Source organism: Aureibacillus halotolerans (genome assembly GCF_004363045.1).
Lineage (GTDB): Bacteria > Bacillota > Bacilli > Bacillales > DSM-28697 > Aureibacillus > Aureibacillus halotolerans.
The window spans coordinates 1-26,391 of sequence record NZ_SNYJ01000010.1; the positions used below are offsets into that span (position 1 = coordinate 1).

The 26,391-nt window shown below is 47.1% G+C and carries 27 protein-coding genes, 1 other RNA gene and 2 riboswitches; of the genes, 4 read left to right on the forward strand and 24 right to left on the reverse strand.

The genetic code is table 11. The features are described 5' to 3' along the window. Positions 1-499 precede the first annotated feature (499 nt). The 15 genes from EV213_RS12295 to EV213_RS20780 form a co-directional block, all read right to left on the reverse strand. Entirely contained in the window at positions 500-763 is a 264-nt protein-coding gene (locus EV213_RS12295) for a pro-sigmaK processing inhibitor BofA family protein (RefSeq protein WP_133580849.1), read from the reverse strand. A gap of 339 nt (positions 764-1,102) precedes the next feature. After that, positions 1,103-1,318, reverse strand: a complete 216-nt coding sequence (locus EV213_RS12300; RefSeq protein ID WP_166639292.1) for a YaaL family protein — start codon at positions 1,316-1,318, stop codon at positions 1,103-1,105. Continuing rightward, positions 1,315-1,911 (reverse strand): recombination mediator RecR, encoded by a 597-nt coding sequence (gene recR / locus EV213_RS12305; RefSeq protein WP_133580851.1) that lies wholly within the window; start codon positions 1,909-1,911, stop codon positions 1,315-1,317. The genes EV213_RS12300 and recR overlap by 4 nt, the downstream gene beginning before the upstream one ends. Positions 1,912-1,938: 27 nt before the next feature. Further along, positions 1,939-2,262, reverse strand: a complete 324-nt coding sequence (locus EV213_RS20980; RefSeq protein WP_208112751.1) for a YbaB/EbfC family nucleoid-associated protein — start codon at positions 2,260-2,262, stop codon at positions 1,939-1,941. Positions 2,263-2,274: 12 nt separating this feature from the next. Then, positions 2,275-3,996, reverse strand: a complete 1,722-nt coding sequence (gene dnaX, locus EV213_RS12310) for a DNA polymerase III subunit gamma/tau (RefSeq protein ID WP_208112752.1) — start codon at positions 3,994-3,996, stop codon at positions 2,275-2,277. Between the two features lie 128 nt (positions 3,997-4,124). Continuing rightward, positions 4,125-4,389, reverse strand: an RNA gene (gene ffs / locus EV213_RS12315) — signal recognition particle sRNA large type. A gap of 76 nt (positions 4,390-4,465) precedes the next feature. Further along, the gene (gene tadA / locus EV213_RS12320; RefSeq protein ID WP_133580964.1) at positions 4,466-4,933 is read right to left on the reverse strand and encodes a tRNA adenosine(34) deaminase TadA; all 468 of its coding nucleotides are present in this window, start codon (positions 4,931-4,933) and stop codon (positions 4,466-4,468) included. Between the two features lie 72 nt (positions 4,934-5,005). Then, positions 5,006-6,649, reverse strand: coding sequence for a LysM peptidoglycan-binding domain-containing protein (locus EV213_RS12325; protein WP_133580852.1), 1,644 nt, complete (start codon positions 6,647-6,649; stop codon positions 5,006-5,008). 796 nt (positions 6,650-7,445) lie between these two features. After that, on the reverse strand, positions 7,446-8,207 hold the full coding sequence (locus tag EV213_RS12330) for a DeoR/GlpR family DNA-binding transcription regulator (RefSeq protein WP_243740085.1): 762 nt from the start codon (positions 8,205-8,207) through the stop codon (positions 7,446-7,448). 13 nt (positions 8,208-8,220) lie between these two features. Continuing rightward, on the reverse strand, positions 8,221-9,687 hold the full coding sequence (locus tag EV213_RS12335) for a rhamnulokinase (protein ID WP_133580853.1): 1,467 nt from the start codon (positions 9,685-9,687) through the stop codon (positions 8,221-8,223). After that, on the reverse strand, positions 9,684-10,922 hold the full coding sequence (gene rhaI / locus EV213_RS12340; protein ID WP_133580854.1) for an L-rhamnose isomerase: 1,239 nt from the start codon (positions 10,920-10,922) through the stop codon (positions 9,684-9,686). The genes EV213_RS12335 and rhaI overlap by 4 nt, the downstream gene beginning before the upstream one ends. An 87-nt stretch (positions 10,923-11,009) precedes the next feature. Beyond that, positions 11,010-13,073 carry a bifunctional aldolase/short-chain dehydrogenase gene (locus EV213_RS12345; protein ID WP_133580855.1) on the reverse strand — a complete coding sequence of 688 codons (2,064 nt, stop codon included), beginning with the start codon at positions 13,071-13,073 and terminating at the stop codon, positions 11,010-11,012. A gap of 223 nt (positions 13,074-13,296) precedes the next feature. After that, positions 13,297-13,554, reverse strand: a complete 258-nt coding sequence (locus tag EV213_RS12350) for a general stress protein (RefSeq protein ID WP_133580856.1) — start codon at positions 13,552-13,554, stop codon at positions 13,297-13,299. 79 nt (positions 13,555-13,633) lie between these two features. Beyond that, positions 13,634-13,759 carry a hypothetical protein gene (locus EV213_RS21215; RefSeq protein WP_279512763.1) on the reverse strand — a complete coding sequence of 42 codons (126 nt, stop codon included), beginning with the start codon at positions 13,757-13,759 and terminating at the stop codon, positions 13,634-13,636. A 16-nt stretch (positions 13,760-13,775) separates the two neighbouring features. Further along, a complete protein-coding gene (locus tag EV213_RS20780) occupies positions 13,776-13,943 on the reverse strand; it encodes a hypothetical protein (protein ID WP_166639293.1) in 168 nt (55 codons plus the stop codon). A 367-nt stretch (positions 13,944-14,310) separates the two neighbouring features. Here EV213_RS20780 and EV213_RS12355 point away from each other — a divergent pair, with 367 nt between their 5' ends. Beyond that, positions 14,311-15,204, forward strand: coding sequence for a LysR family transcriptional regulator (locus tag EV213_RS12355; RefSeq protein WP_166639294.1), 894 nt, complete (start codon positions 14,311-14,313; stop codon positions 15,202-15,204). Positions 15,205-15,276: 72 nt separating this feature from the next. Here the strand turns inward: EV213_RS12355 and tenA are convergent, their stop codons facing one another. The 9 genes from tenA to EV213_RS12400 form a co-directional block, all read right to left on the reverse strand. Next, positions 15,277-15,969, reverse strand: coding sequence for a thiaminase II (gene tenA, locus EV213_RS12360; RefSeq protein ID WP_133580858.1), 693 nt, complete (start codon positions 15,967-15,969; stop codon positions 15,277-15,279). Positions 15,970-16,094: 125 nt separating this feature from the next. Next, positions 16,095-16,201: riboswitch (TPP riboswitch) on the reverse strand. A gap of 144 nt (positions 16,202-16,345) precedes the next feature. Continuing rightward, a complete protein-coding gene (locus EV213_RS12365) occupies positions 16,346-16,645 on the reverse strand; it encodes a hypothetical protein (protein WP_133580859.1) in 300 nt (99 codons plus the stop codon). Between the two features lie 80 nt (positions 16,646-16,725). After that, entirely contained in the window at positions 16,726-17,361 is a 636-nt protein-coding gene (locus tag EV213_RS12370) for a hypothetical protein (protein WP_133580860.1), read from the reverse strand. Further along, positions 17,358-17,900, reverse strand: a complete 543-nt coding sequence (locus EV213_RS12375; RefSeq protein WP_133580861.1) for a hypothetical protein — start codon at positions 17,898-17,900, stop codon at positions 17,358-17,360. The genes EV213_RS12370 and EV213_RS12375 overlap by 4 nt, the downstream gene beginning before the upstream one ends. Beyond that, positions 17,897-18,805 carry a type IV pilus biogenesis protein PilM gene (pilM, locus tag EV213_RS12380; protein WP_133580862.1) on the reverse strand — a complete coding sequence of 303 codons (909 nt, stop codon included), beginning with the start codon at positions 18,803-18,805 and terminating at the stop codon, positions 17,897-17,899. The genes EV213_RS12375 and pilM overlap by 4 nt, the downstream gene beginning before the upstream one ends. Before the next feature lie 27 nt (positions 18,806-18,832). Next, the gene (locus tag EV213_RS12385; protein ID WP_133580863.1) at positions 18,833-19,357 is read right to left on the reverse strand and encodes a pilus assembly FimT family protein; all 525 of its coding nucleotides are present in this window, start codon (positions 19,355-19,357) and stop codon (positions 18,833-18,835) included. Positions 19,358-19,444: 87 nt separating this feature from the next. Continuing rightward, a riboswitch (cyclic di-GMP riboswitch) is annotated at positions 19,445-19,527 on the reverse strand. Between the two features lie 90 nt (positions 19,528-19,617). Next, complete coding sequence (locus tag EV213_RS12390; RefSeq protein WP_133580864.1) at positions 19,618-20,823, reverse strand: type II secretion system F family protein; 1,206 nt, start codon at positions 20,821-20,823, stop codon at positions 19,618-19,620. Further along, complete coding sequence (locus tag EV213_RS12395) at positions 20,823-21,863, reverse strand: type IV pilus twitching motility protein PilT (protein WP_133580865.1); 1,041 nt, start codon at positions 21,861-21,863, stop codon at positions 20,823-20,825. The genes EV213_RS12390 and EV213_RS12395 overlap by 1 nt, the downstream gene beginning before the upstream one ends. Positions 21,864-21,877: 14 nt before the next feature. Further along, the gene (locus EV213_RS12400; RefSeq protein WP_133580866.1) at positions 21,878-23,533 is read right to left on the reverse strand and encodes a GspE/PulE family protein; all 1,656 of its coding nucleotides are present in this window, start codon (positions 23,531-23,533) and stop codon (positions 21,878-21,880) included. A gap of 168 nt (positions 23,534-23,701) precedes the next feature. Between EV213_RS12400 and EV213_RS12405 the strand changes: the two genes are divergently transcribed. The 3 genes from EV213_RS12405 to EV213_RS12415 are packed head-to-tail and all read left to right on the forward strand — an operon-like array spanning position 23,702 to position 26,337. Further along, a complete protein-coding gene (locus tag EV213_RS12405) occupies positions 23,702-24,142 on the forward strand; it encodes a type IV pilus modification PilV family protein (RefSeq protein ID WP_133580867.1) in 441 nt (146 codons plus the stop codon). Next, positions 24,132-24,551, forward strand: a complete 420-nt coding sequence (locus EV213_RS12410; RefSeq protein ID WP_133580868.1) for a hypothetical protein — start codon at positions 24,132-24,134, stop codon at positions 24,549-24,551. The genes EV213_RS12405 and EV213_RS12410 overlap by 11 nt, the downstream gene beginning before the upstream one ends. Next, positions 24,544-26,337, forward strand: a complete 1,794-nt coding sequence (locus tag EV213_RS12415) for a prepilin-type N-terminal cleavage/methylation domain-containing protein (RefSeq protein WP_133580869.1) — start codon at positions 24,544-24,546, stop codon at positions 26,335-26,337. Before EV213_RS12410 ends, EV213_RS12415 begins: the two co-directional genes overlap by 8 nt. Positions 26,338-26,391: the final 54 nt, after the last annotated feature.

A 26,391-nucleotide genomic window follows, 5' to 3' on the forward strand; every position in this document is an offset into this window, starting at 1 on the left:
GCCGCCAGCGTTCGTCCTGAGCCAGGATCAAACTCTCCATAATAGTATGGTCTGGCGTTCATCAGTTCTCACTGATGTTCCATTCCTGCGTTGTTGATTTAAGTAAAATCAACGGGATTTATTTTACATGTCTTTCAACATGGCACGTTTTTTGCATTTGACTTCTGTTCAGTTTTCAAAGGACAAACGTTCGTCGCTGTTTTTCAGCAACTTTCATATAATACCACACCAGAAAACATTTAGTCAACATTTTATTAAAAACAAATTTCAACATAATGTGCTTTGTTTTTGGCTGGACGTTTAATATACCATAAGGAAAAAACGAATGCAACTAATTTCCGTAGATTTATAGAGTACCGATTTCATAATTTTATATTGTTGATGTCGTTACGCATCATTCAAGCGAAGGCTATTTTTCCACAATTAGATCTCGAACAAATAAAAGACCTCTATCGCATCGCTATAAAGCGATGGAATAGAGATCTATAGCTGAAACAGTTTAGATAAGGAAGTAGCTGACCGCTGCCAATGCCGCCACACCAGGCAACCCTAAAAACCCCGACAGAGCCGCTGTGGCGAGATTAATTGGTACATTAATCCCTAAGTGGCCAAAAAACGTATTCAAGAAAAACAAGAATAGGGCACCAATTAAAACCTTCACAATACTCTTTCCTGCGAAACCAATAACCAGCGCTGCACCTCGCTGCCAAAACAAGAACACAATGACGATGGGCACCAACACAAGAAACCAAATCGGATCCACCTTGCCTCACCTCCAGGCCCGTCCAAATGTGTTCTATATATATGTAGTGACGATGAGAATGAGACCATTCATTCAGTAGAATTAGTTTCTTAATGCTTTTAAGTTTTCTTATTACTAAGTAAGATGATGTGATCAAATGCCGAACGACTACCACTATAGGCAAACAGCTACGTCTTCATTTCGCGAGCCTATAGTAAGGTATTGCGCATAGACGTAATCGTTTATTGAAACACTCTTATCCTTTCTTCATTCAATAGGACTCACTCTTCACATAAAAAAACAGCTGCTGCATGAGCATAGGGGATTCCATGCTCTAGAGCAAAACTGCTTCATTGTGAATTATGCGCGCTTTATGCTACGATACCTGGCTTCCTTCAATAAAAAGAAATACACTGCTTTTTCAAGCTGTCTTTCAGCGTCAAAATGCCTCGGCAAATCAACGCTGTCACGAGCAATGCGCTCCTGTGCTTCCCATTTGGCCTTCACACGATCCAGCGTGTCAAGTAATGTTTGGTCGTATTGCCGCTTAAGACGCTTTTTTTTAATTCCCCTCACAATTCACGCCGCCCTTCCATTGCTTTAGACAACGTAATCTCATCCGCATATTCGAGGTCTCCTCCGACAGGCAGCCCATGGGCAATACGAGTAATCTTTATTCCTGTTGGCTTGACGAGACGCGAAATGTACATTGATGTCGCTTCCCCTTCAATGTTCGGATTGGTTGCGAGAATGAGCTCTTGAACCGTTTCGTCCTGCAATCGCTTGAGCAAATCCGCTACTGAGATGTCTTCAGGTCCGATGCCATCCACTGGTGAAATCGCACCATGCAGCACATGATACAAGCCTGAGAACTCTCTCATCCTCTCCATTGCAATCACATCTTTTGGGTCCTGAACGACACAAATGACGGACTGATCGCGGTGGCCATCTGAACAGATCGAGCATGGGTCCTTGTCCGTAATATGACCGCACACACTGCAATGCGTTAGCTTTCGCTTCGCATTGACTAAGTTTCTACCGAAATCAAGCACATCGTCTTCTTTCATGTTTAAGACAAAAAAAGCCAGGCGCACCGCAGTTTTCGGTCCAATTCCCGGCAGTTTAGTGAAGCTGTCAATCAATTTAGATATAGGCTCCGGATAATGCACGTGTGTCCCTCCTTAAGTCATTACGCTTTAAAAGAGACCTGGGATGTTCATGCCTTTAGTAAACTGACCCATTGTTTCGTTTGTCATCTCTTCTACTTTTTTCAATGCTTCGTTCGTTGCCGCTATTACTAAATCTTGAAGCATTTCAACATCATCAGGATCGACCGCTTCCTGATCAATAATAATCTCTACAATCTGCTTACTGCCATTTGCAACGACCTTCACCATGCCGCCACCTGCTGTTGCTTCAACGGTCTTTTCAGCAAGCTCTTCTTGAGCTTCCGCCATCTTTTTTTGCATTTTTTGCATTTGCTTCATCATATTGTTCATATTTCCCATTCCGCCACGCATTGCATGACCTCCTCATGATTTAATATCTAACCATTCCTCAGGGACAAGCTTTTTTGCCTCAGCAATCAATGGATCTTCTTCCTCAGGCTCTGCTGATTCAGGAGTTTGCTCACGTTGTGTTTGAATAAACGATTCCCTAATGTCTTGCCATTGTGTCTGTGGGACCGTAAGCACTCTGTACGGTTTGCCCGTCGTCTTCGCTAGAACCTCTTCTATAATATCACAAACCTGATGCTTGTTATCAGAAACCATTTGACAATGAATGTCATATTTAAAAGCGAGTAAAAAAGTGTTTTCTGAGGCAGCTACAGGTTCGCTACTAATGAGGGTTGCATGGGCAGATATTTTTTCATTTTTTATTTGTTCCATCACATCAGGCCATGCTTTTTTGAGTGTTTGAAGCTCCTTTTTTTCAGCCTGAGAGAGCATTCGATGAATCTCGGCAACGGGCACCTTTATTTGCTGCCCGCGCGGTCGCTTCCTCGCGGTTTGTTGTGGCGAAGCATCAGAGGCAACCGCTCCAGTTGGTTGTTGTCTCGCTAGCTTGGACAGCTCTTGCTCTAAAGCAGCGATACGTTTAAGGAGCTCCTCACTCCCTGAACTCGATGTGGACGCTTGGACAGGCGTCGCTTGCTCCTGCATCACGTTTTCATCTGAGCCCGGGAGTCTCAAGAGAGCGACTTCAAGCATCACTCTCGCGTTACCAGACCATTTCAACTCTTGCTGACTTTCATTTAAAAGCTTCAGTGTCGCGTGCAACCACGAGGCGTTTGCTTCTGAGGCGAATGATTTAAACCCCTCATCAAGATCGGCCACCTGGAGCAGCTCCTCCATGCTCGGCGCTTTTTGATACAAAAGGAGATCGCGTAAAAAATAAATTAAGTCTTCTAGTAACCGCTGAGGTTCCTTTCCCTCAGAAATCAGCTGCTCCAGCAGGGTGAGCGTTGTGGCTGTATTTTCTTCGTATAGGGCTCGCGATAGCCCGAAAAGAGATTCTGCGGTCGCCATTCCTGTCATGCTCATTACGTCTTCTATGGAGACATGACCGTCACTGAATGAAATGGCTTGATCCAGCATGCTTAGCGCATCCCTCATACCGCCATCAGCAGCTCGTGCAATTCGTTTTAAGGCAACGTCATCTGCGGTAACCTGTTGCTCCTGAAGGACAAAAGCCATCCGAGCAACCATGCCATCTATCGTGTGTCGTTTGAACTCGAATCGCTGACAGCGTGAAAGAATCGTGGCTGGAATCTTATGCGGCTCCGTTGTTGCCAATATAAACACAACATGTTGCGGTGGCTCTTCCAATGTTTTAAGCAGTGCATTAAAAGCGCCTGTAGAAAGCATATGCACTTCATCAATAATGTACACCTTATACTTCACCGAGCTAGGGGCGTATTTCACCTTATCACGAATGTCTCGAATTTCGTCCACACCATTGTTCGATGCCGCATCAATCTCAATCACGTCAGCAATAGAGCCGTCCATAATACCTCGACATGCATTGCATGTATTGCAAGGCTCGCGAGCAGGGGCTTGCTCACAATTTATGGCTTTGGCCATTACTTTCGCGGCACTTGTCTTCCCCGTGCCACGAGGACCGGAGAACAAATAGGCATGAGAGAATTTGTTTTTTTCAATGGCATTTTGCAGCGTGGTCGTCAAATGCTCCTGTCCGACGACATCGGCAAAGGCTTGTGGGCGAAAGGTTCGATAAAGCGCCTGATAACTCATACGCGAGCCTCCTTTCCATCTTATCTTCTTCTATTATAGCGAGTACAGCTTCCTTTTTCAAAAAACCCGAACGCAAAAAACGTCCATGCGTTAGTTAACAGCATGGACGTTACTATGTAAAGGTAAAGCCGTGCACCTTCTGTCGATCAATTCGTCCCGTGCGTTACGCAAGCAGTTTGCTCGATCCAGGCAACCCCGCGGCACACAAAAGGGTCCGCTTACTGCTGCTTCCTTCCGGACCTGACAGGATTTACGGGTTTCTGTTGCGCAGGACCCAGATGTCAACACCACTTACTTGCGGCAGACCATACGACGAACGACCTCGAGAAGGGATTCGGTCCCACTATAGCGGATTGTGGGTACAGGGCACCGCTACCTCCCCACTTAGCACGGCAAATTTGATACCAAAAGTTAGGCACACCAAAAGTGTGCAAGATTTATTATAAAGGCTATAGAGCAAAACTGCAAGTCAGACCCTTTTTTTTCGCAAGTCCCTGAAAAAGCTGGACAGCATCGCTCCACATTCATCTGCCAGCACGCCACTTGTTACCTCGGCCTGGTGATTCATACGGTCATCCTGCAGCAAATTCATCAATGTTCCTGCACAACCGCCTTTAGGGTCACTTGCTCCAAAAACGACTCGGCCAATACGCGACAGTACGATAGCTCCGCTACACATGGCACATGGCTCTAAAGTGACGTAGAGAACAGCGTCATTTAACCGCCAAAAACCGGTGCGTAGACAAGCCAAATCAATCGCTAAAAGCTCCGCATGAGCCACAGCACGCTGCTCTGTTTCACGTAAATTGTGGGCTTGAGCAATGACTTCACCGTTCTGTACGATAACGGCACCAATCGGCACTTCTCGAATAGCCTCTGCCTGTTTTGCTTGCGCAATCGCCAGACGCATATAAGCTTCATCCTGTGTCCGGTCCATCTCCAATTTCACACCGCTTTCCTACCAATTCGTTTCTATAGTGTATCAAAATCGATGGCAGGAGAAAAGAAGCTAGGGCTTGCGCAACGTAAATTGCTCCTCTAGTCCTGGCCATATGGCGGGGTCCTCCATGCCAAGACGCCAAAGCGCAAGTCCATTCACCCCTAACGTTTGTGCAAGGCGGGCTTTTGCAATAATACTGCGCTCGTTTTCAAACCAAACCTCATGATCTTGCCCATTTTCTGCCGTGTATGTGTAGAACGGGGTTTGGCTTTCTTCATCAAATTGAATCGTCGCCCCAAATTGGTTGGCTGTCTCAATGGCTCCAGCATATGTTAAATAGCGAGCTTTGCCCGTTTCTAAATTAAAGTCAAACCCAAAGACCGACACTGCACCTAGTATTTTATTGGCGGGAATTAGTGATGCTGCATAGGTTAATGCCTGCTCCATCCGGCCAATGGACACCACTGGTCCTGGACCACTTCCCGGCCATCCGTGCTCGTTGTACAGCATAATAATCACTTGATCAGCTGCTCCACCAATCACCGCATAATCAAAGGGCTTGGCAAAAGCGCTTGGGTCCTCAGCACTCGTTTTCGACGGCACAGCCACTGAAAAAAAGTAGCCTTCTTGATGGAGTGCATTGCCTAGCTCAATAATAAACTGCGACAAGCCCTCGCGATCCTCCTCGTAAACCTCTTCGACATCTAAATCAATGCCATCGAAATTAAACTGACGGATGAGATTTAAAATGTTCGCAATCAATGCCTGTCGGTTTGCGCTAGAGGAAACGAGCTCTTTGACAACATCCTTTGAAATGGTCGCCGGGCCTTCCATATAGAGCAAGTTATGCACAACCGCTAACACGCGAACGTTTCGCGCGTGCGCTTGAGCCACTAAGGTTCGAAGAGCTTCATCTGTAAATTCCCCAAACTTACCGAGCGTCGTTGGATTTTCAAAGCGAATTTGATAATAAAATAAGCTGACGTCTTGTAAATCGTTTGCATGCGCCAAAAAGGAGGCTTCAGATCCTGGAAGCCCCGGACCCTCATCCTCTGTAAAGTACCCTAACAGTGCGAGCGGTTTGTCGTCCCTTGTACTCACTTCAAGTCGCGATTGCCCCTCGGTTAACCACCCTTCTCTTCCATCAAAAAGACGTACCTTTAGCCAACCATCACCAGAGCCCGTCACGGTAAAGCGTGCCCCCGTCACTGGCCGGAGCAGCACGCGACCTTTAGTAGACGGTCGATCGTAAATTTGCGCCTGGCCGATGGTCATCGCTGCAGTATACCCAGGAATTTGGAGGACTTGCCCTACCTGAAGCTCGCCAACATTCACATTGTTTAACGCTTCAAAGCTGGCAACGGTTGTTTGAAATTTATCCGCTAAACTAAACAACGTATCGCCAGCCTGAACGGTATAGGTGACTTGACGCAATAGAATTTGTCCAACCAACAGCTCCTCCGTTCGAAGGGTGTTTTGATTGACGAGAGTGGCCTTAGAGATGTTCCATTGCCGTGAAAGTTCTTCAAGCGTATCCCCTTCTTGAACAACATACCCCTGAACCGACTGCGGAATTTGCAGCCATTGGCCTACGAAAAGTTGACCAATGCCTTCGTTCGCTTCCATTAAAGCTTTAATCGGAACAATATGCTGACGAGCAATATCATAAACACTCTCTCCCTCTCTGACTTGATGCCAGATCATTGAAGACATACCTTCGCCTCCTGTACACTTTTTTACAATGTGTATTCAAAGCAAACGAGGTTTACGCGTAGACAAGCGTTGAAAAAATAAAGGCTTGAGATAATTTTGGAGAATACTAGGTCAACTTTCGCACCTTAATTTCGGGGACACTTTTAGATATAGATGGGTAAACCTGCAATTTATTGTTAGGACCGCTATTACACAAGCTGCCATACGCTCGCTTTCACCCTAAAGGGTACAAGTGCATCATCGACTCAAAAAGACTTCGTCGTGATTTCTTTGCCGCCGGGCTTCTGCTGCGCCTCCTCGATCGCTTGCGCGCTCTGTGGGGTCTCGCTTAGCTCGCTTTTACACCCTACGGGTACAAGTGCAACATCGATTCGAAAGGACCTCATCGTGTTTTCTTTGCCGCTGGAGTCTCACTAGTGGCTGCTTTTGATTTTTCTACGCATGTTTTAAGCTAAGGCATGGCTCACAAAAAATTTGTTATGAAATTAACTCATCCCAGCTTGAAAGATTCTTTTCCTTTTGGAAGTGTAGGGTAGTAAACATAATATCTTCACCTAGTAGGTGTCTCTCTTTATTTCAATAGACCTATCTCATATTTTCTCGATTATAAACGCTGCGAAAGTTGAGATACTAAGTAAAAGTGATTTAACTGTTTTATACAGCTGCCAAACAAAAAAATCCGAAACGGACTATGAAATTCCAACTGATTTCGTAGTCGTACGGATTTTTTCTTTATACATTTAGCACCGGACAAGCCAACGCAACGACGAAAGCGAGCGTTTCTCATCAGCCTGATTTAGATACGAACGGTTTGCCATACAACCCCCTCAAGAATATCGGTTGGCACATCGTCCTCTGGCCAGTCTGTAATGATCCGATCATAATCGGAAAGAGTGCCTAGCGCTGAAAAGGATTGTTGACCAAACTTGCTATGGTCCGCCAACAAAAAGGCTTGGTCTGCAATGCCTCGCATTTTCCGTTTGATCATACACTGCATCTCGCTTGGTTCACTCACAATTCCTGAAGGCAGATGCAAGCCTCTACAAGACATAAACACTTTATTAACATGATAGGAAGATAGGGCCTCTTCTGCCAGACGTCCGACAAACGAAAGTGAGGAAGGACGTAGTGAGCCACCTGTTGAAATCACTTCAATTTGTTCCTTTCCACTTAGGGCGGTTACCACTTGAATGGCGTTGGTTAAAACGGTCAAGCGCATGTCTGGAAGATGCTGCGCAACGTACCAAGATGTTGTACTGGCATCTAGCGCAATGGAATCGCCTTCCTTCACCCATTGAACAGCGGCTTTAGAGATCGCGATTTTTTCCTTTGCCTGCAGAACTTCTCTTTCCAAATAAGGGGTTTCTAAGGACTCCGTGATGCGCACAGCCCCACCATGTGTCCGCTTTAACTTCCCGTCCTTCTCAAGCTTAAAAAGATCTCTACGGATCGTTTCCTCCGTAACTTGATAAAAGGCACTAAGCTCGTTTACACGGACACTGCCTTGTTCATTCACCTTTTCGAGAATGTTCTGTTGCCTTTCTGCGACTAACAACATCCGTTTCTCCCCCTTAGTCCACAAGCTGCAAAAATCGTTTGTACGCTATCGTCCAAGCGTCGGCTTCCTTTGACGGCTCATATGTTGTCACCGTCTCAGAGCGAGCAACAATTCTTCTAGCTTCCTGCAAATCCTCAATCCGTCCTAATGCAATGAGCTGCACGAGCATGTTGCCAATGCCGGTTCCTTCAATGGGTCCTGCCCAAACAGGCCTCCCGATGGCGTTGGCTGTCATCTGACATAATACCTTATTTTGAATACCACCGCCAACCATATGAAGCCCTTGAAAGGTGTTTCCAACAAGTTGCTCAGTGCGCTCAAGCGTTCGACGGTAGGCGAGGGCCAAACTCTCAAGAATGGTACGTACAATCTCACCTTGCGTCGCTGGCACAGGCTGATTCGTGTCAGCGCAATACTGTTGAATGGCTTGCACCATGTTCGCCGGCTTCAAAAAGCGAGGATCATCTGGATCAATCAAGCTACGAAACGGAGCCACTACCGCGACTTCGTTATTCATCTTTTCAAAGGAAAACGGCTTCCCTTCTCGCTCCCAAACACGCATGCTTTCCTGCAGGAGCCACAAGCCCATAATGTTTTTTAACAGACGGTAACTGCCATACACTCCAGCCTCATTTGTGAAGTTCCAAGTGGCGGATTGCTCAGTGATTACAGGGGTCTCTACTTCCGTGCCTAAAAGCGACCATGTGCCGCAGCTTAAATAAGCAAACGGGGTATCTTTTGCCGGGACGGCTGCAACAGCAGAAGCTGTATCATGTTCGCCTACAGCAATGACAGGAATAGGGTCCATTCCTGTCTCCTCTGTTACGGCAGCTGTCAACGTCCCAGCTTTGTCGCCAGGCGCTAACAATGGCGGCATGAGTCGAATCGGCAAATCAAAGGCGTCAAACAACGACTTGCTCCACGTTTCCGTTTTCGGCGACCAACATTGCGTCGTGGATGCATTGGTCCGTTCAGCAAACGTCTCCCCTGTTAGGAAATAACGTAGTAAGTCAGGCATCATGAGCAGCGTTTTGGCCTGTTCTAGCCGTTCTGGATCGGATTGCTGCTGAGAGATCAACTGGTACAACGTATTGAATTCAAGAAACTGAATGCCTGTTTCCATAAAAATATCCTCACGAGAGACCGTCTGAAAAGCGTTGTCCATAACCGCTTTTGTGCGTTGATCTCGATAATGGAATGGATGACCTAACAGTTGGCCTTGACGGTCAAGAAGGCCGTAATCAACAGCCCACGTATCAATGCCAATGCTTTCTGGCTTCCATCCTCCATCAACCGCCTTTTTCAAGCCGACTTTCATCTCATGCCATAGCTTCAACACATCCCAATGAAGCGCATCATGAACCCTTACAGGGGTGTTGTCAAAGCGGTGCACTTCCTTGACGACAAGGCAACCATCTGTCAGCGCACCCACGAGAAGGCGGCCACTGCTTGCCCCAAGATCGAAGGCGAGAACGGTCACCAGCTCATCCCGCCCTTGCCTCGACTTGAAATATTCGCTTCATACCCACTTTGCTCGTAAGCCTTGTAAGGATCAATTGGACGCCCAAGCTCTTCACGAACGCGATGGAGCAACGGTCGAACATCAAATTCATACGCCTCTCTCACGACTTGTTCAGCGCCAAGAACATCTTGCTGTACTTGCTTTTCTGCCAATGCCTGATGGTTCACTAGCAATGACTTTGCAAATTGCGTTTGCACATTCATGATGGAGCGAAGAACGGCTGGAATCTTCTTTTCAACATTGTGGCTTTGGTCTAGCATAAACGCAATGTCCTTAGCCGTTTTTTGGACATCAGGGTTCGTGTCCGCTGACGCGAGCTGAATTTGGTTGAAAATAAGGAAGAGCTCGTATGGATCTAGGCTAGCCGCGATCAAATCATCATCGGCATATTTACGGCTATTAAAGTGGAAGCCGCCGAGCTTCTCTTCGTCAATGAGATACGCCACAATATGTTCAATATTCGTTCCTTGAGCGTGATGACCTGTGTCCACCAACACCTGTGCTTTCCCACCGAGTTTGTTCGCCATGTTGAAGGCCATTCCCCAGTCGGCCAGGTCGGTATGGTAAAAGGCAGGTTCAAAGAACTTGTATTCAATTAACATGCGTTGATTCTCATCAAGTGCTTCATAGAGCGCTTTCAAACCTTCGTACATCCAATGCTTACGTTGTCTAAAATCGACTTGACCAGGGTAGTTGCTTCCATCAGCGAACCAAAGGGAGACATCTCTTGAGCCAATGGTTTTCGCTATGTCTGCGCACTCTAATAAATGATCAACAGCTCGTTTCCTCACGTCTGGATCAGTGTTTGTCACACTGCCAAATTTGTAGATGTCCTCCTGAAAGAGATTCGGATTCACAGCTCCTAGCCCGATGCCCTTTGCCTGCGCATGGTCTTTCAACTCTGCAAAATTGTCCACGTGGTCCCAAGGAATATGAATCGCAACTGATGAACAAGCCCCTGTTAGCTCATGGACAAACGCCGCATCATCAATTTTTTCAAAGGGGGACCGTGGCACACCTTCTTGTTGGAACACTTTGAACCGTGTGCCAGAATCTCCGTATCCCCAAGACGGGGTTTCAATTTGCAATGCCTTAATCTGCTCTACAGCTTGATCAATATCAATTCCGCGGCTTATTTGCTCCTCTTCAAACACTTGGTACGCTTTATCCGAACGAGTAAATTGATTTGTCATATACGATGCTGTTTACAGGAGGCGTCCCCCCTGTAAACAGCGCTCACCTCGCTTTCATATTTTAGATCGCTTTAATCCGTGTGAAAACTAACGCGTAAAGGCAGCAGGAACCCCACCGTCAACAGTCAGCATACATCCTGTCGTTTTCGCGGCTTTAGATGAAGCAAGAAATGCAATCGCATTCGCGATGTCGCTAGGATAGATATTCACCTTTAAGATCGTTCGATTGCGGTAATGCTCCTCCAGCTCATCAGGGGCAATTCCATAGCTTTGCGCACGCTCCTCGCGCCATTTAGATCCCCAAATGGCCGATCCTTGAAGCACGGCATCAGGCAGTACAGAGTTCACGCGAATGCCATGTTCTCCGCCCTCAGCAGCAATACATCGTGCCAAATGAATTTCAGCGGCTTTGGCTGTCGAATAGGCTGTGACGTTTTTGCCCGCGTATACCGAGTTTTTTGACCCGACAAACACGATGCTTCCTTGCAACGCTTGCTCCTTCATCAGCTTATAGCTCTCTCGCGCCACTAAAAAGTAGCCTGTTGTGAGCACGTTTACATTAATGTTCCATTCAGAGAGCTCCGTTTCTTCAAATGGGCTAGACGTTGCGAGGCCAGCGTTGTTGACTAAAAGATCGACACCACCATATGTGAGCACGGTTTCTTTAAGCGCCGCCTTAACCTGCTCCTCGCTTGTCACATCCATTTTCACCGCTAGGGCACGGTGCTCCCCATACGTTTCATTAAATTCTGCCGCTTTTTCTTTTGCTCCGTCTTCATTTAAGTCAGCCAATATCACATGAGCCCCTTGTTCAAGGAGAGCCTGACACGTCGCGCTTCCAATGCCTCCAGCGCCGCCTGTTACAAACGCAATTTTCCGTGAGAATTCCGCTTCTGGTGGTGCTAACGATAGTTTATAAAGCTCAAGCGGCCAATACTCCACACGGTAGGATTCGTTTTCATTTAAGGAGACAAACGAGCTGACCGTCGTTGTTTTTTCCATCACCGCAATCGCTCGATGATAGAGAGATGCGCTAATGTTGGCATGCTGTGTGCTTTTCCCTGTATTGACCATACCAACCCCCGGGATGAGCACGACGCGCGGCGCATCATCAACCAACATGTCGCCCTCCGTCCGATTACGTTCAAAATACGATTGATACTCTGCTTTATATTCCTGAATTCCTGCCACGAGCAGGTTTTTCAACTCTTCAATTGTGCCTGATTGCGGATCCCAAGGAACCCATAATGGCGTCCGTTTCGTATGCACGAGGTGATCGGGGCAAGCTGCACCAACCTGAGACAGCGTAGGACCTTCATGACTGTTAACGAACGTTAAAACATCCTCGCTGTCATCAAACGTAAGCAGCATTTGTTGTCGCTCACTCACTTCTCTGCGGATTGCGGGTAATACCTCCGCCACAACGTCACGGCGACGCTCAACAGAAAGGGCATGATGCTTTTCGCCACCAAACGGAGATGCTTGCGCCCGTTCGTTTAAGAACGCTTCGGCTTCTTGGATAATCGCGATGGTTTTATCGTAGCACTCGCTGCTCGTTTCTCCCCACGTCACAAGGCCATGCTTTTCCATAAGCACGCACTCCGCATTCGGGTTTCCTTCAACAGCTTCCGCGATAAGCTTAGACAATGTAAATCCAGGGCGAATGTATGGCACCCATACAAAGCGGTTTCCGTAAATCTTTTCCGCTAGCTCCTGGCCATTTTCCGCACAACAGATGCTAATAATGGCATCAGGGTGCGTATGGTCGACGTGTGGGTAGGGCAAAAAAGCATGCAGCAACGTCTCGATCGATGCCCGCGGATGCGCTGAATTGACCATACAATGCGAAAGATACGCGACCATATCCTCGTCCGTCATCTCATCTCTATCTTTTAAAGGCGCAATATCATCGATTCGAAGACCTGTAAAATGGCTTTCCCCCATGGTCGCAAGGTCTGAACCACTGCCTTTCACGTACATCACATTGACATCTCTACCTCGAAAATCCTTTTCCACCATTTTCATCGATGTGTTTCCACCACCCCAGTTCGCGACCGATCGATCTTGCCCAAGGATATTTGAGCGATAAACGAGCTCTTTCAGTCCAACTGTTACTGGCGCTTGTTTAGCTTCCCAAGCATGCTGTACCATTTGTTGTCTCCTCCATTCGTTTCTTTTTGTTACGTTTGTTTTTGTTTAAAGACAATTATAAATCAAAACAAAAGCAAATCAACATTTTTCGTGTGGTTTTCCGAGAAAAAGGGCATGATGTTACTTTTCTCCAAGCCAGTGAAGACCCGTAGTAGCTTTAAGAGAGGGTAAAGGAAAGCCTTTAAATGGATAACATAAAAAAAACAGACCCTATGCGGCCTGCTCACTCTGATGCTTTTGGTTTATTTTTTCCACCCTTGCGACCAATTTCTTCAAAAAAAGGACGCTTGTAGCGCTTTGAAGTACTGCCGCCACCTTTGCCACCGATTTCTTGAAAAAACTCGCGGTCATGGCGTTGTGACGTTGTTTCTCCGCCCTTCCCACCAATCTCCTGAAAAAACTCTCTGCCGTGTTTTTTTGCTGTTGCTTGTCCGCCTTTGCGCCCGGCTTCTTCCCGTGTCATCTTTTTATGATTAGCCATGCCAGCCCTCCTCTGTAAAGAACAGTGATTGCTAACACTTTTCCACTTGTTAACAGAGGATAAACCTGTCAATGTGCGCTCAGCTAGACGTATTTTTAATCGTTTCGTCTTCACGTTCGATGTTTGGGTGTGGGGTCGTATGCTCAATCTCTTTTGATTGTTCCGTTGGCTGCAAAGTTTCCTTCTGCTGGTTTTCCTTATTCACGATCATCATCTCCTGTCTATTTGCAGTATGGGCGTTCTTTGACGTCCGAGGTTGTGGACGGGGCATCCGCCGTTTCCTGTATCGCCTGCATCTCGCTAAAGTCATCTGTTGGCGACCGCCTCACGTTCACGGGCCTCAGCACATCATCTCTTGTCATCGGATCCTTCGGTCGTTGTAGATTCATGCCCTCACCTACTTTGCTTCATTTGTTTACTAGCTTGGCGTTTAGGCTACAACGTATACTACGCAAATTATGGAATCCGGCGCTGCTAAGCATTGCAAGAGGGCTTGGTGCCAACTCCTTTTCTGCTGTCTTGTGGTATGCTCTTTATAAGAAGAGCACCTTTGAAGCTTGTGAACGAACGAGAGGTGCCCGATAATGAACTGTGAATAAACAAAAACGGACCTGTAAAATGGGGAGATGCATGAAGGTCAAGGATGCTGACCTGCAGTGTGCACTTGTACATGAGGAGCTAGGCGAGCAAAGCAGACGAAGAGTTCGCCCCTTATCGTCATTTTACTTGGAAACTCGAATAAGCGAGGGAAACCTTATGGCGCTTGAACCTATACGTACCTTTATTGCTGTAGCTGATGAAAAAAGCTTCACGAAAGCTGCGCAAAAATTGCTGTTGTCTCAGCCTAGTGTGTCTCTGCATATTAAGCAGCTTGAGGAAGAGTTTCAGACAACATTAATTGATCGCTCGCAGAAGTTTGTCAAGCTAACGGCGACAGGTGAATTTTTTTATCAGCGAGCGCAAGAGTTGGTGGCTCTCTACGACCAGACGATTCAGGAGATCGATGGTCTGCACCAGCGGGTGGAAGGGACATTAGCCATTGGCGCGAGCTATACCATTGGCGAGTATTTACTTCCCTCGTTATTGGCGCCCTTTCAACAAGCCTTTCCAGGAGTCGAGCTGAGGGTTTTCATTGAAAATACGTCCAGCATTGCCGAGAAGGTGCACGATCGAACTCTGACTCTCGGTTTCGTTGAAGGCAAAGTGACTTTGCCGCAGCTTCATGTCACCCCCATTTTAGAGGATGAGATGGTGCTTGTTGCGCCTGCCTCCTACAGTCACCAGCTAACTGCGCCCGTTTCACCAAAACAACTTGCAGAATGGCCTTGGGTGTCGCGTGAACCTGGATCGGGAACTCGTGAAGTAATGAATCGTTTTTTTGATACGCATAAGCTTCATAGCAAAAGGGTGACGACCATCTCAAGCAATTACGGCGTCAAGGAAGCGGTCGTTAACGGGCTAGGCGTTTCCATCCTTTCAAAATGGGTCGTCAGCAAATCGTTAAAACAAAAAGAATTGTACATCGTTCCTATGATTGGTTGGCCAGCACTTAAGCGGGATTTTTGCTTAGTAGAAGCCACCACTGAACGAACGAACGCAGCCGACACATTTATTCGCTATCTTCTGGAGCATTATTCAGGGGATAAGTGACACAAGTCGCTGTTCCAATTTACAACGCACAAAAACCACGAGGTATGAAATCTCGTGGTTTTTGTGACTCTTTTAACGACGCAATACGGCGTCTCTAACTGGCCATTCTTCGACCGTATAGGCCATTTCCCAAAAGCCTAGCTCCAGCTGACAGCTTTTCGCAAACGCCACGCGCATTTTTTCCTTTTCCCGCTCAGACGCCGTTTCTGCATATCGGTCGAGCCATGACCGCAGCTTCCCTGTCACACCCTCCATGCTTTTTGTTCCGTAAAAATTAATCCATTCATAAAACGGATGCAGACCTGGCTGGGGTGCTGCTTCTTTCATGAGGCGCTCGCCAATGTCTAAATATGTCCATGGGCAGGGCAACAGCACAGCGACAATTTCGCCTAACGTTCCCTGCTGGGCGGTGGTCATCATATGTGAAATATAATGGCTGGCACCTGGGGCAAGTGGATACCCTTGCAGCTCCTCATAGGGCACGCCAGCCACTTCACAAAGATTGTTATGTGGATGAATTTCACTATGAAGAACGAAGCCAATTTGTTCATTAAATAAGCTCATTTCTTCTCTTGTCTCACATTTTGATATTGCCAACCCATACACGCGCATAAAGGCGTTCAAATACTCGAAATCCTGCTTCACATAATGCACAAGGGCGTTCTTAGGGACATGACCCGTTTTCAGCCCCTGTACATAAGGGTGATCAAAAATAGCCTGATAGGTCGCGTCATTTTCTTCACGAAGTCGTTCTGTAAACGTCAATTCGTTTCCTCCTCTTCGTTCACCTAGGGCCTATTCCAACTTCCCACGCGAGAGCGGCAAGAGATAGTAAAAACCGCTCCCGGAAAAGGAGCGGTTGAGCATAGCGCATAACAAAAATAGACGCATCGCGACCGTCTCCACTTCCCTACGCTAGAATGATCTAGATCAGGTTCAAAGGGACCAAGGACAATGTCCTTATCTCAGCCAACAATAGGCGCCCCCAGTGGACGATTTATTTGTGTATTCTCTATCACAATAGAGAATTTGGACAAATCTGTCAAGTGTGTCATTCATACAAAACGAAGGCCTAGACAATTAAACTGAAAAACAGCGTAAGAAATGAAAACGCGACCTCCGAAGAGATCGCGTTTTATTATCATTTTTCTTTAGCTGTTGAGGACCAGGCATCAACGAGCAACACAAGAGCTGTAATGATATGAAAAATCATCCCAACGATCGGGATAAGACCGATAATGCTTGTTATGATCCCTAGCACTGAGCCCATATAGCTTTTTTTCTGCGATTTGCTGATGAGTAAGACGACGATATGGACGACTAGCATAAAACCTAACGGCGCCCAGCCATTGGCAAGAATAAATGCACCACCAATTATAGGAATACCTAAAAACCCTTCCGCTAGACCCGTTAACCATTTTAATATCGTAGACAATGACATGTTCGTTCCTCATTTCTGTTTATCTTGAATGTGTCATCTTACCATTCCACAAAAAGAGGAAGGATAAACAATCGTTGCTCTTACGATGATGGACGGGGAATGTAATACGCAGCGAGCACCATGTCAACAGAATTTCTGTCCGTTGTAAACGCTGGTGCCGAAACCGACTCTACGCCAACAAACCGTTCCAACAGATCAACCTCTTGCAAAAATGCCTGTAGCTCAGTGTAAGAAGAGACTTCAACCGTGACCATCATGCGAACAGGGTACACGCCTTCTATTCCTTGAGAGACTTGGTCTGATGGCTCCATCGGTGGCTCCACCTCAGCATCATCGTCGGACCAATCGGTATCGAGCTCCAAGACCTCTTCTTCCACCTCTTGCACAAGTTGGACAGCTGACTGAAAGGAGATCGCTGTAACGGTGACCTTCGCTTTTTTAGATGCAGAAGAAAGGGCGCGTAGCAGTGCTTCCTCTTGAGGTGATGCAGGTACTTTCTTGTCTGTAAGTTCTAACGACTCGTCTGTATCATTAACGGTTGTATGTGCAGTCGCGGAAATGGCCTGCGTCATCCCTGCTAAAGATTGTTGGAGCAGTGTCTTTTCCTGCAGCATTGGCAAAATGAACTGCAAGACAAACAGCAGACACGTAAGGAGGAACAAACTACTTAAACCGATGAGAAGAAACGAGTTTCGTGTTCGTTTGAGTTTTTTCATTCCTTCCGCTCCTCCTCTTGAAGTGCCGAAGAAATTCCTTCAACCATCAGCACGGCGACATATGGCTTGTTTTTCACAAGCGGGTCCTGTTCGACCTGCACAATCGAAACATTTTCCACGGATTTTTCCGCTTGAACAGCTGCCATATAGGTGGCTACCGCTTCAAGCGTGGAAAATTGCGCTGACCATTCCACGACGCCAGCTGAGGAATAGTGAACGCCTACAACGACCGCCTTTTCAGGCAAAAGCGCATGAAGCTTTGTTAGAAGCACTGATAATGGCAAATACTCCGTCTGCAGTTGCTGCAATGCACCTTCAGGTGTAATTGGAGTCTCCTCAGGGGTCGATTGTGCTGCAAGCTGCATGGACAAGTCATCCACTTGGTCCCGCAGAGCCGCCGTTTGTTTTTGCAAATACATCGGGTATCCCAAAAAGATAGCGATACAAAACAAGAACACGCCGACAAGCCCGAAGATCATTTTCCAGCGAAACGGGCGTACATTTGGCTGCTCTGGCAGCAAATTTATGTCTTTTCTCATGAAAAAATCACCGTTTTTCGTAGCGTCAAGCCCAAGGCGTCATAAAACGTTTCTCCCATTATTGGCGGCCAAACGGCGTTGCCTAAGGTTTCAATTGGAACGACCAGCTCAGCTCGCAACGTCTCCTCAACAATGCTCAAGTTCGGATCATCGCCCGTGAGCCCAACCGCCTCTACGGCGGCTGCGCCCTGATTCATCGTAAACTCATAAAAATGCATGAGCCGTCCGAGCTCCTCAACGAATCCAAACGGTGCGTCAGGAGCGCGTGGGGAATGCCGATAAAACATCGGAACATGATCATAATAAATCGTCATCGTCACGGCAGATTCATCGACTTGGAGCAATACATAGTGAGCCTGTGGGTCAATGCTTGCGAGTGAGATGAATGATCGATACGCACATAGCGTTGAAACATCTGCCACCGTCGCCTGCATTTTCGCATCGCCTAGAAGCTTAACAAAGCTCTGAACAACGTTCTCTTCAGCCGCATACATGACAACTTCCTGCGTCTCAGCTGTCTTTTTCACACGCCAGCAATCCAGCACTGGCACCTCTAACGGCAAATGAATGGATTGGCCGAGCTCATAATAACAATGCCCTTTCAGCTCCTCCTCAGGAACCGTTGCAGGAACTTCGATCGTGCGTACCAACACATGGGCATCCGGGATACAAAACTGGACTTGTTTCCGCTGCAAACCCCATTGCTTTGCACATGTGTGCAACACTTGACCAAGCTGCTCGACATCCACGATGCTTCCTTGCTGGATAAGCCCTTCTGGCAACCTATATTCATCAGCAAAGACCGCCGCTTTTAGCGCCGGTCCCTGACTTCGAACGTACCGTATGACATGATCTTTGAAAATGAGCGCATGACGCTCCTGCGGGTTCTTTTTTCGCCACCTCATGGCACTCACCTCTGTCTTGTTGGTTGGTTATGGCGTTGTATTAGACGCAGTGACTAAGACAGCTTTACGCCCTCTTTCGCGAAGGTTTTGTTCGGAAATGGCTTCACCTTTTCTAGTCACCAAACCACGCTCTTCATTTACAAGCTTAACAGCTACTTCATAGGAATTGTTTTTCCCCCGAGTAACTTTAACAAAGGACGAGTACCTTGTATCTGGTGAAATATTAATACTAGTCCCTCCTCCAACACCTCGATAATCATCTCCATCTGGATCAGTCAATTCACTTATGTAGCCGTTTGCGATAAAATATTGCACAGGAATATAGGCGGTGTCGTCGGCATCTAGATTTCTAAGCTCTGCATCATCGAGAACAGCAATACGTGTCGAGTTAATTAACTGCTGGGCATTTGCAACATGAGCGTCTTTTTTACTGTTATCAATCAGGGAACCAATGCTTGGGATCGCAATCGCTGCAAAAATTCCTAAAATAACAACAACAGCCAAAAGCTCAATCAACGTTAACCCTTTTTCATTTTTCCAAAATTTTCTCATTGTGAAGCCTCCTACAATCGTTTATTTGTTTGATACAGTAAGACTTGCTTTAAATTTGCCCATAAAAATAGCCAACTTTGCTAATACGCAAAATCGGCCGGTTGCACTACTCGCTCCTGATGATCCAAGTGCCCAAATACAGATCATCGCTCATCGCTTCCAAGATTTATTAACTGTTAAATCATTCTATTCGTATTATAATTTGCCAACATTCACTTGTCTAGTTCTTTTTTCATAGTTTTTTAAAAAAATCGAGGGACTTATGATTGGACGCTTTTAAAGATTTCAAACATCGGTAGTGTAATCGCACTCACGATTGTTCCAACAGAGATGGCTAGAATCAGTATCATCACGGGTTCAAGCAAGGCTTTCATTAATTCTGTTTGACGATCAATCTCGTCCTCATAAAAAAGAGCGATTTTGTCGAGCATATGGTCTAAAGTCCCGGATGTCTCCCCGATGACAACCATTTGTGTAAACATATGGGGAAACAACCAATGGGTTTTCATTGGGGATGAAAGTGATTCGCCTCGTTCCAGGGAACGATGGGCATCTTGCAATACGCGTCTAGCCACTTCACTGCCGCTGATCTCTGCCATGACCTCCACTGCCTCCAGAATCGGAACAGAGCTTTCAAACAACGTGCTTAATGTTCTAGAAATCGTTGCGAGAATGTTTTTTTGCAGCACAGAGCCTATAATAGGTGTTTTCAACAGGATTTTTTCCATCACAAAACGGCTTTGCTTGTGGCGGACAAACAAGCTAATGGTCACTACCAGAGCGATCACAATTGCAGCTCCAGCCCACCAATAAGAACCAACAAGCCTGCCTGCCACCATGACAAATTGGGTGATTGTCGGCAGCTGATCCTCAGACGGCAGTAAATCTGAAAAGGCCGGAACAACAAAAAGCAATAGGAAGAAAATAATGGCGACGATGACCGCCATTACAGCGAGAGGATACGCCAGCGCAGACACAATTCGATTTCGTGTTTTCTGAACCTTCTCATAATGATCGGCCATTCGCTCAAGAATGTCGTCCATCCTGCCTCCTGCTTCACCCGCCTTCATCATGTTGAGATATAGCGTTGGAAACAAGGAGGAAAACGGTTCAGCCGCTTCGGTATACGGCTTTCCTTCGCGCATGCTTTCTTCAATCGACGCCAAAGCAGCCTTTAGCTTCTTGTGTTTTGTTTGTACCCTGAGGATTTGTGTCGCATCTACTAAGGTGGTCCCCGCCTTAAGTAAAGTCGCAAACTGGCGCACATAAGCGACAAATTCCTTTAAAGGTAGGCGTTCAGGCAAGGAGATGTCCTTATATAGAATCCCGGTGAGCTCCTCTGTTTTTACCGGAGCGACCCGTTGCTCACGCAGCAGACGAATGGCTTCCTGCTTATTTTCCGCCTTTACCCTCCCGGCAGCTTTGCGGCCATAGCGATCGTGCCCCTCATATCGAAACTGTTTCATCAGAAGGCACGCTCTCTCGACGCCATGCGCATATCATCGTGTTGAATCAGTCCTTGCTGCATGAGTTCGTTCACAGCCATATCCAATGTTTGCATACCTTGCGCCTTGCTTGTCTGCAACACATTTTGAATTTGGTGGATCTTTTCATTGCGTATCAGGTTGGCAATGGCTGGTGTGTTGATGAGCATTTCAACAGCCGCTCTTCGCCCTTTTCCATCCTTCGTTTTAAACAGGCGCTGGGAGGCAACCGCTGTGAGTACCGAAGCGAGCTGAATGCGAATTTGTCGTTGCTGATCTGACGAAAAGACATCAATGATGCGGTCGATCGTGGAGGCAGCATCCGTCGTATGCAGCGTACCTAACACGAGGTGACCTGTCTCTGCCGCTGTAATGGCCGTCGAAATGGTCTCTAAATCACGCAGCTCGCCGACCAAAATAATATCTGGATCCTGCCGTAGGCAACTCCTTAAGCCAGCTTTAAAATTGGTTGTGTCAAAGCCAACCTCACGCTGATGGATGATTGAACGTTGATGTTTATGCAAATACTCAATCGGATCTTCCAAGGTGATGATGTGGCGGGCCTCATGCTGATTGATTTCATGGATCATCGCTGCGAGCGTTGTTGATTTCCCACTTCCCGTCGGTCCCGTCACAAGCACAAGACCTTGTGGCTGACGAATAATGCGTTTTAAGACAGAAGGCAGCCCGAGCTCTTCAATTGATGGAATATGGGAAGGAATGACACGAGCCGCTAAACAATAACAGGAGCGCTGCTTGTATACATTCATCCGAAACCGTGACACACCGAACACACTATACGAAAAATCCAGCTCGCCTTGCCGCTTTAATGTGTCCCGTTGCCCATCATCAAGCAATGCGTCACACATGTCTTCCGTTTCTCGTGCCTGCATACCATCTTTTTGAGAGGGCACTAGCTCCCCGTTAATTCGAAACATAGGCGGCACACCGACAGTCAAATGTAAATCAGACGCCCCTTTCTCAAAGGCTTCAACGAGCAACTCCTCAATATATGTCTTCAACCCTATCACCTTCCTTAGATCGTACTTGTTACTCGTAGAATTTCACTTACCGTTGTTACGCCTTGCCGGACTTTGTCTAAACCATCCTCAAGCAAGGAACACATGCCCTGGGACCTTGCATAGGCACGAATGTCAGGCACCGACGCATGATTCATCATCATTTCTCTTGCTCTATCATCAATGACGAGCAGCTCGTGCACCGCAATACGCCCTTTATAACCCGTTCCGCCACAGTACGTGCAACCACGTCCTCGAGAGAAGGTGGTGCATGTGATGCCATGCGTTTGCATCAGCTCATTGTCCATGCTGGAGCCTTCATACGATTCCTTGCAATGCGTACAAATTCGTCGAACGAGACGTTGGGCCATCACACCTGATAAAGATGAGACGACGAGATAAGGCTCAATGCCCATATCAATTAATCTCGGAATCGCCGCAACAGCACTATTTGTATGCAGAGTGCTCAGCACGAGATGTCCCGTCAACGCTGCTCTTGTTGCAATCTCAGCTGTTTCTTGATCACGAATTTCCCCGACCATCACGATGTTTGGGTCCTGACGCAGCACCGTCCGCAACCCTCTGGCAAACGTTAAGCCAACGGCGGCATTCACCTGCACCTGATTCACCCCTTGCAGCTGATACTCGACAGGATCTTCAATCGTTACGACATTCACCTCGTCCGACAGCAGGTGCTGAAGGCTGGCATACAGCGTTGACGATTTCCCAGCGCCAGTTGGCCCTGTCACTAGCACAAAGCCATTTGGCTGTTCGAGCAATGTCTTGAATTTATCTAGATGACTCGGGCTTAAGCTAAGCTTGTCAAGATGGGCAATGTCGTTGTGACGGTGAAGGATACGGATCACGATTTTTTCGCCGTTGACAGTTGGCAGCACCGATAAGCGAAAATCAGTTCCTGGAAACATTGAATAGTTTTGAATACGTCCATCCTGGGGTAGCCTTGTCTCGGTAATATCAAGCTGCGCCATAATTTTGAGTCTGGCCGTTAGGGCGTTTTGCATCTGTCCAGGGACGGTGCGAATCGTTTTTAACAGCCCGTCAACTCGGTAGCGCATGACCACATGGTGAGGTCCCGGGTCGAGGTGGATGTCACTGGCTTCTTCGTCAATGGCGAGCTGGATCATCTGATTCACCAAGCGGATAATCGGGGCATCTTCCTCTGGAACACTTGTGTTCGTTTGGACGTCCTCTATATGGACCCCATCAGTAGACTCTGCTGACTCGTCAAAATGATAGTGTCTGGCAAGAGCTTGGCGAAGCTCATTCGATTTTGCTAACGCCGGTTGAATTTGAAAGCCTGTCAGCATTCTCAGATCCTCGATGACAAAATAATCAAGCGGATCATGCATCGCTACACGCAATACCGCACCGTTTTGCTCAACGGGAATGACTAGATTCTTCTGGGCAAATCCTTTGGGGACCATCCGGATGACGTGAGGCGCGATGTAATGTGAAAACAAGTCAACACGCGGTATCTTCATCTGCACTTCTAGCGCATCAAGCAACTGTTCCTCTGTAATCCAACGCCGCTCAACAAACGCATCCCCTAACTTTTGCTCTTCGCGTTTTCCTTCTAATGCCTGTGACAATTGTGTTTCCGTAATCAAACCGGCCTCAATAAGCACATCCCCAATTCTTTTTTTCGCCAACATTCGGTGTCACCTTCTCCTTTATTTGTTTATATAAAAGGACTTTTTACCCTATAATTCATAAAAAACAGGAAATTTCTGCGTCTTTAGTTGTATAATATTGCCTAGGTCGTATTGTATACTACTATCTACTCTCTTGAATATATAAAACTTGGTGGAGGATGCAGTAGAATGCACAAAAGCGAAGAAGGCTTTACACTAATTGAGGTTTTGTTAGCGACGGCATTGCTTGTAGGGACAGGGTTTCTCTTGTTTTCGCTCCTAGGCAATGGCGTCTCACTTGTGAAAAAAAATGAGGACCGGATGGAGGCAGTCCACCTTGCCCAAAGTGAATTGGAAGCCATTCGTGCAAAAAGAGACCTTGTGTTGTACGGAGAGCAACGTGACTTTCCAGCTGAAACGATAGAGGCCTGTCAGACACCGAAATCGAGCGTCGACAAGGAATACGTCATTCGCATCTGTACCTCACAGCTAAATGAGCGACTTACGAAGGTACGCGTGTCTATCGAACCACATGATATAAAAACCTCCCTATCACAGCGCGTGGTTGAGTTTGAAACAGTGCTACTCACCGCGCTGCCAGAAGAAGGAGGGCTTCAAGATGCATCGTGAGGAAGGGTTTGCGCTCATCACGGTATTGCTGACCATTATGCTTGCAACTATGGCCATTGGGTTGTTTTCTTTTTTTGTAGTGAATGAATACAGAGGTCATACCACGGTGCAGGAGCAGCTACAAGGCCAGTATGCTGCTGAGGCAGGAATTGAACAGACATTGGCCCTATTGTTTTTTGAACCGGCGCTTGCGAATGAGCCAAATTGTGCCTTGCCTGAGGACGTTTACGCTCCGAAAGATTTCCAATTAAACGTACGCTGCACGCGTGACGCCGACACGGTAACCATCTTGTCCAATGCGGTGAGCGACGAGCTAAACTATGAGGTTGAAGCTGTTTTACTAGCAACGGTGTCGGAGGACGACATCATCACAGAATTAACGCTGCAAAGGTGGGAACGACATGATTAATCGGCTGGCATCTAGCCGTGGGATGACACTATTGGAGGTGCTCGTTGGCATGGCCATCGCCGGCGTGGTTTCTCTCATCGCGTACAACCTTTTATCTACGAGTCTTGTCTTCTCTGAAAATGAAAAAGCTGGTTCAAGTTTGCGATTGAATCAAGAATCTGGATTGGAGCAGCTGCGGCAGGATGTGCAAGGAGCATCGTCCCTTTCGTTTCAAAAGGATGTGCTTCGCCTTTCCTTCGCAAATGGAAAAACACGGACGTACACCCTCGACGGAACAGTCATCATCGCCTCAACGGCTGGATCTGAGAGCGTTGTGATGGACGGTGTCGAGGCAATGGCCTTTGAGGAGCCAGGGGTAGTGAAGATTCGCCTCCTTCGGCAAGATCTACCTATCCTACTCACTGATCGTACGTTTACTGCGAAAACAGGCGCTCCTCCAAAACCTGAAGAGCCCGTGGAGCCTGACCCACCTGGAGAGCCTGAAGAGCCAGGGGGACCAAATCCTCCTATTGAACCAGAACCGCCAGAGAATGACACATTTTGTGAAAATGAGGCATTGAAGCAAAACGACCCACTCATCCCATCTCCTGACGCCATGGAAGCTTTTGTTGTTTGCTTGCCAGGTGAACAAAGCATTATCCCATCAGGGGCGTCATGTAGCAGGGATGGAACGTTGTCACTTGGTTACCAGCAATCCACCACTGTCTCGGCAGGAAATGTGCGTGTCAAAGCACTTAACATTGGACAAGAGGCTCACCTAAACATCGTAAATGGGCAGCTGCTCGTCGAAAAAGATTTGAATACGAATTACAGATCAAGGCTGACAACTAGCAGTGGCGTATATACTGGGGGTTCGGTCACCGTTAGCAATGAAAACATCGTCAGCACCGGACCATGGAAAATAGGTGGCGGCTTACATCATCGCTTCGCTGCAAAAGTGACCGTAAACGGGCCTCTGATTGTTGAAGGGGCAACAGTTCTGGATGAAAGCACGAAAACAAACATTCAAGGAACCTTGATCATCAACGGATCTTTAACGATGAAATCCGGCTCTTCCCTCATTGCAAAAGGCAGTATTGCCAGTGGCACTGTGGTTCTTCCTGAAAACGGACAATCTGCATTGTTCCAAACAGGCGGTTGTTGGTTAGTGCGAGGCAATGCAAATGTCGGGCACGACCGGAACATTCAGGCGACAAAATCAATGAAAGTGGAAGGGACGCTTACCTTGCCTGTGGCTGCAAAGCTTTCCGTGCTAGGAAACCTTCTTGTTGAAGGCGATCTCGTCACTTTGCACCAGAGTACTTTATCTGTCGGCGAGGAGCTGCATGTCAGGAAGGATGGGCATTTGGGCAACTCCACCGTAACGACCGTCGAAAAGAAGGCTATGTTTGACGGTCATGTAACGGCTGATTTTAATGCCAACCTCAATGTGAAAGAAACGCTGCACATCAAGGGACATACGACGTTCAAAGGCAATCAAGTGCACTTAACGGTTGGTCATGATCTTTTGAATGAAGGAACCTTTACAAACAAATATGCCTCCCGCGTGCATATTGGCGGTCGGTTCATTGTTCGCAGTAATTATCTCCTTCCACAAGAAGGACGAACTGTCATAGGTAAGGACGCTTACATCCAAGGCTCGATTACTTCAGAATATCAGCCTTCAATGGTCGTTCATGGCACGCTGTACTATAAAGGCACCATCCCTTCCCCACCAACCGGCATCCAAGCTAGCCAGGTAGTTCATCAACCTGACCTTGATGTCACGCCAATGTTTGGGGAATAAGCACAAAAAAAAGCTTCTTCGTACGTGAACGCTCTACGTACGAGGAAGCTTTTA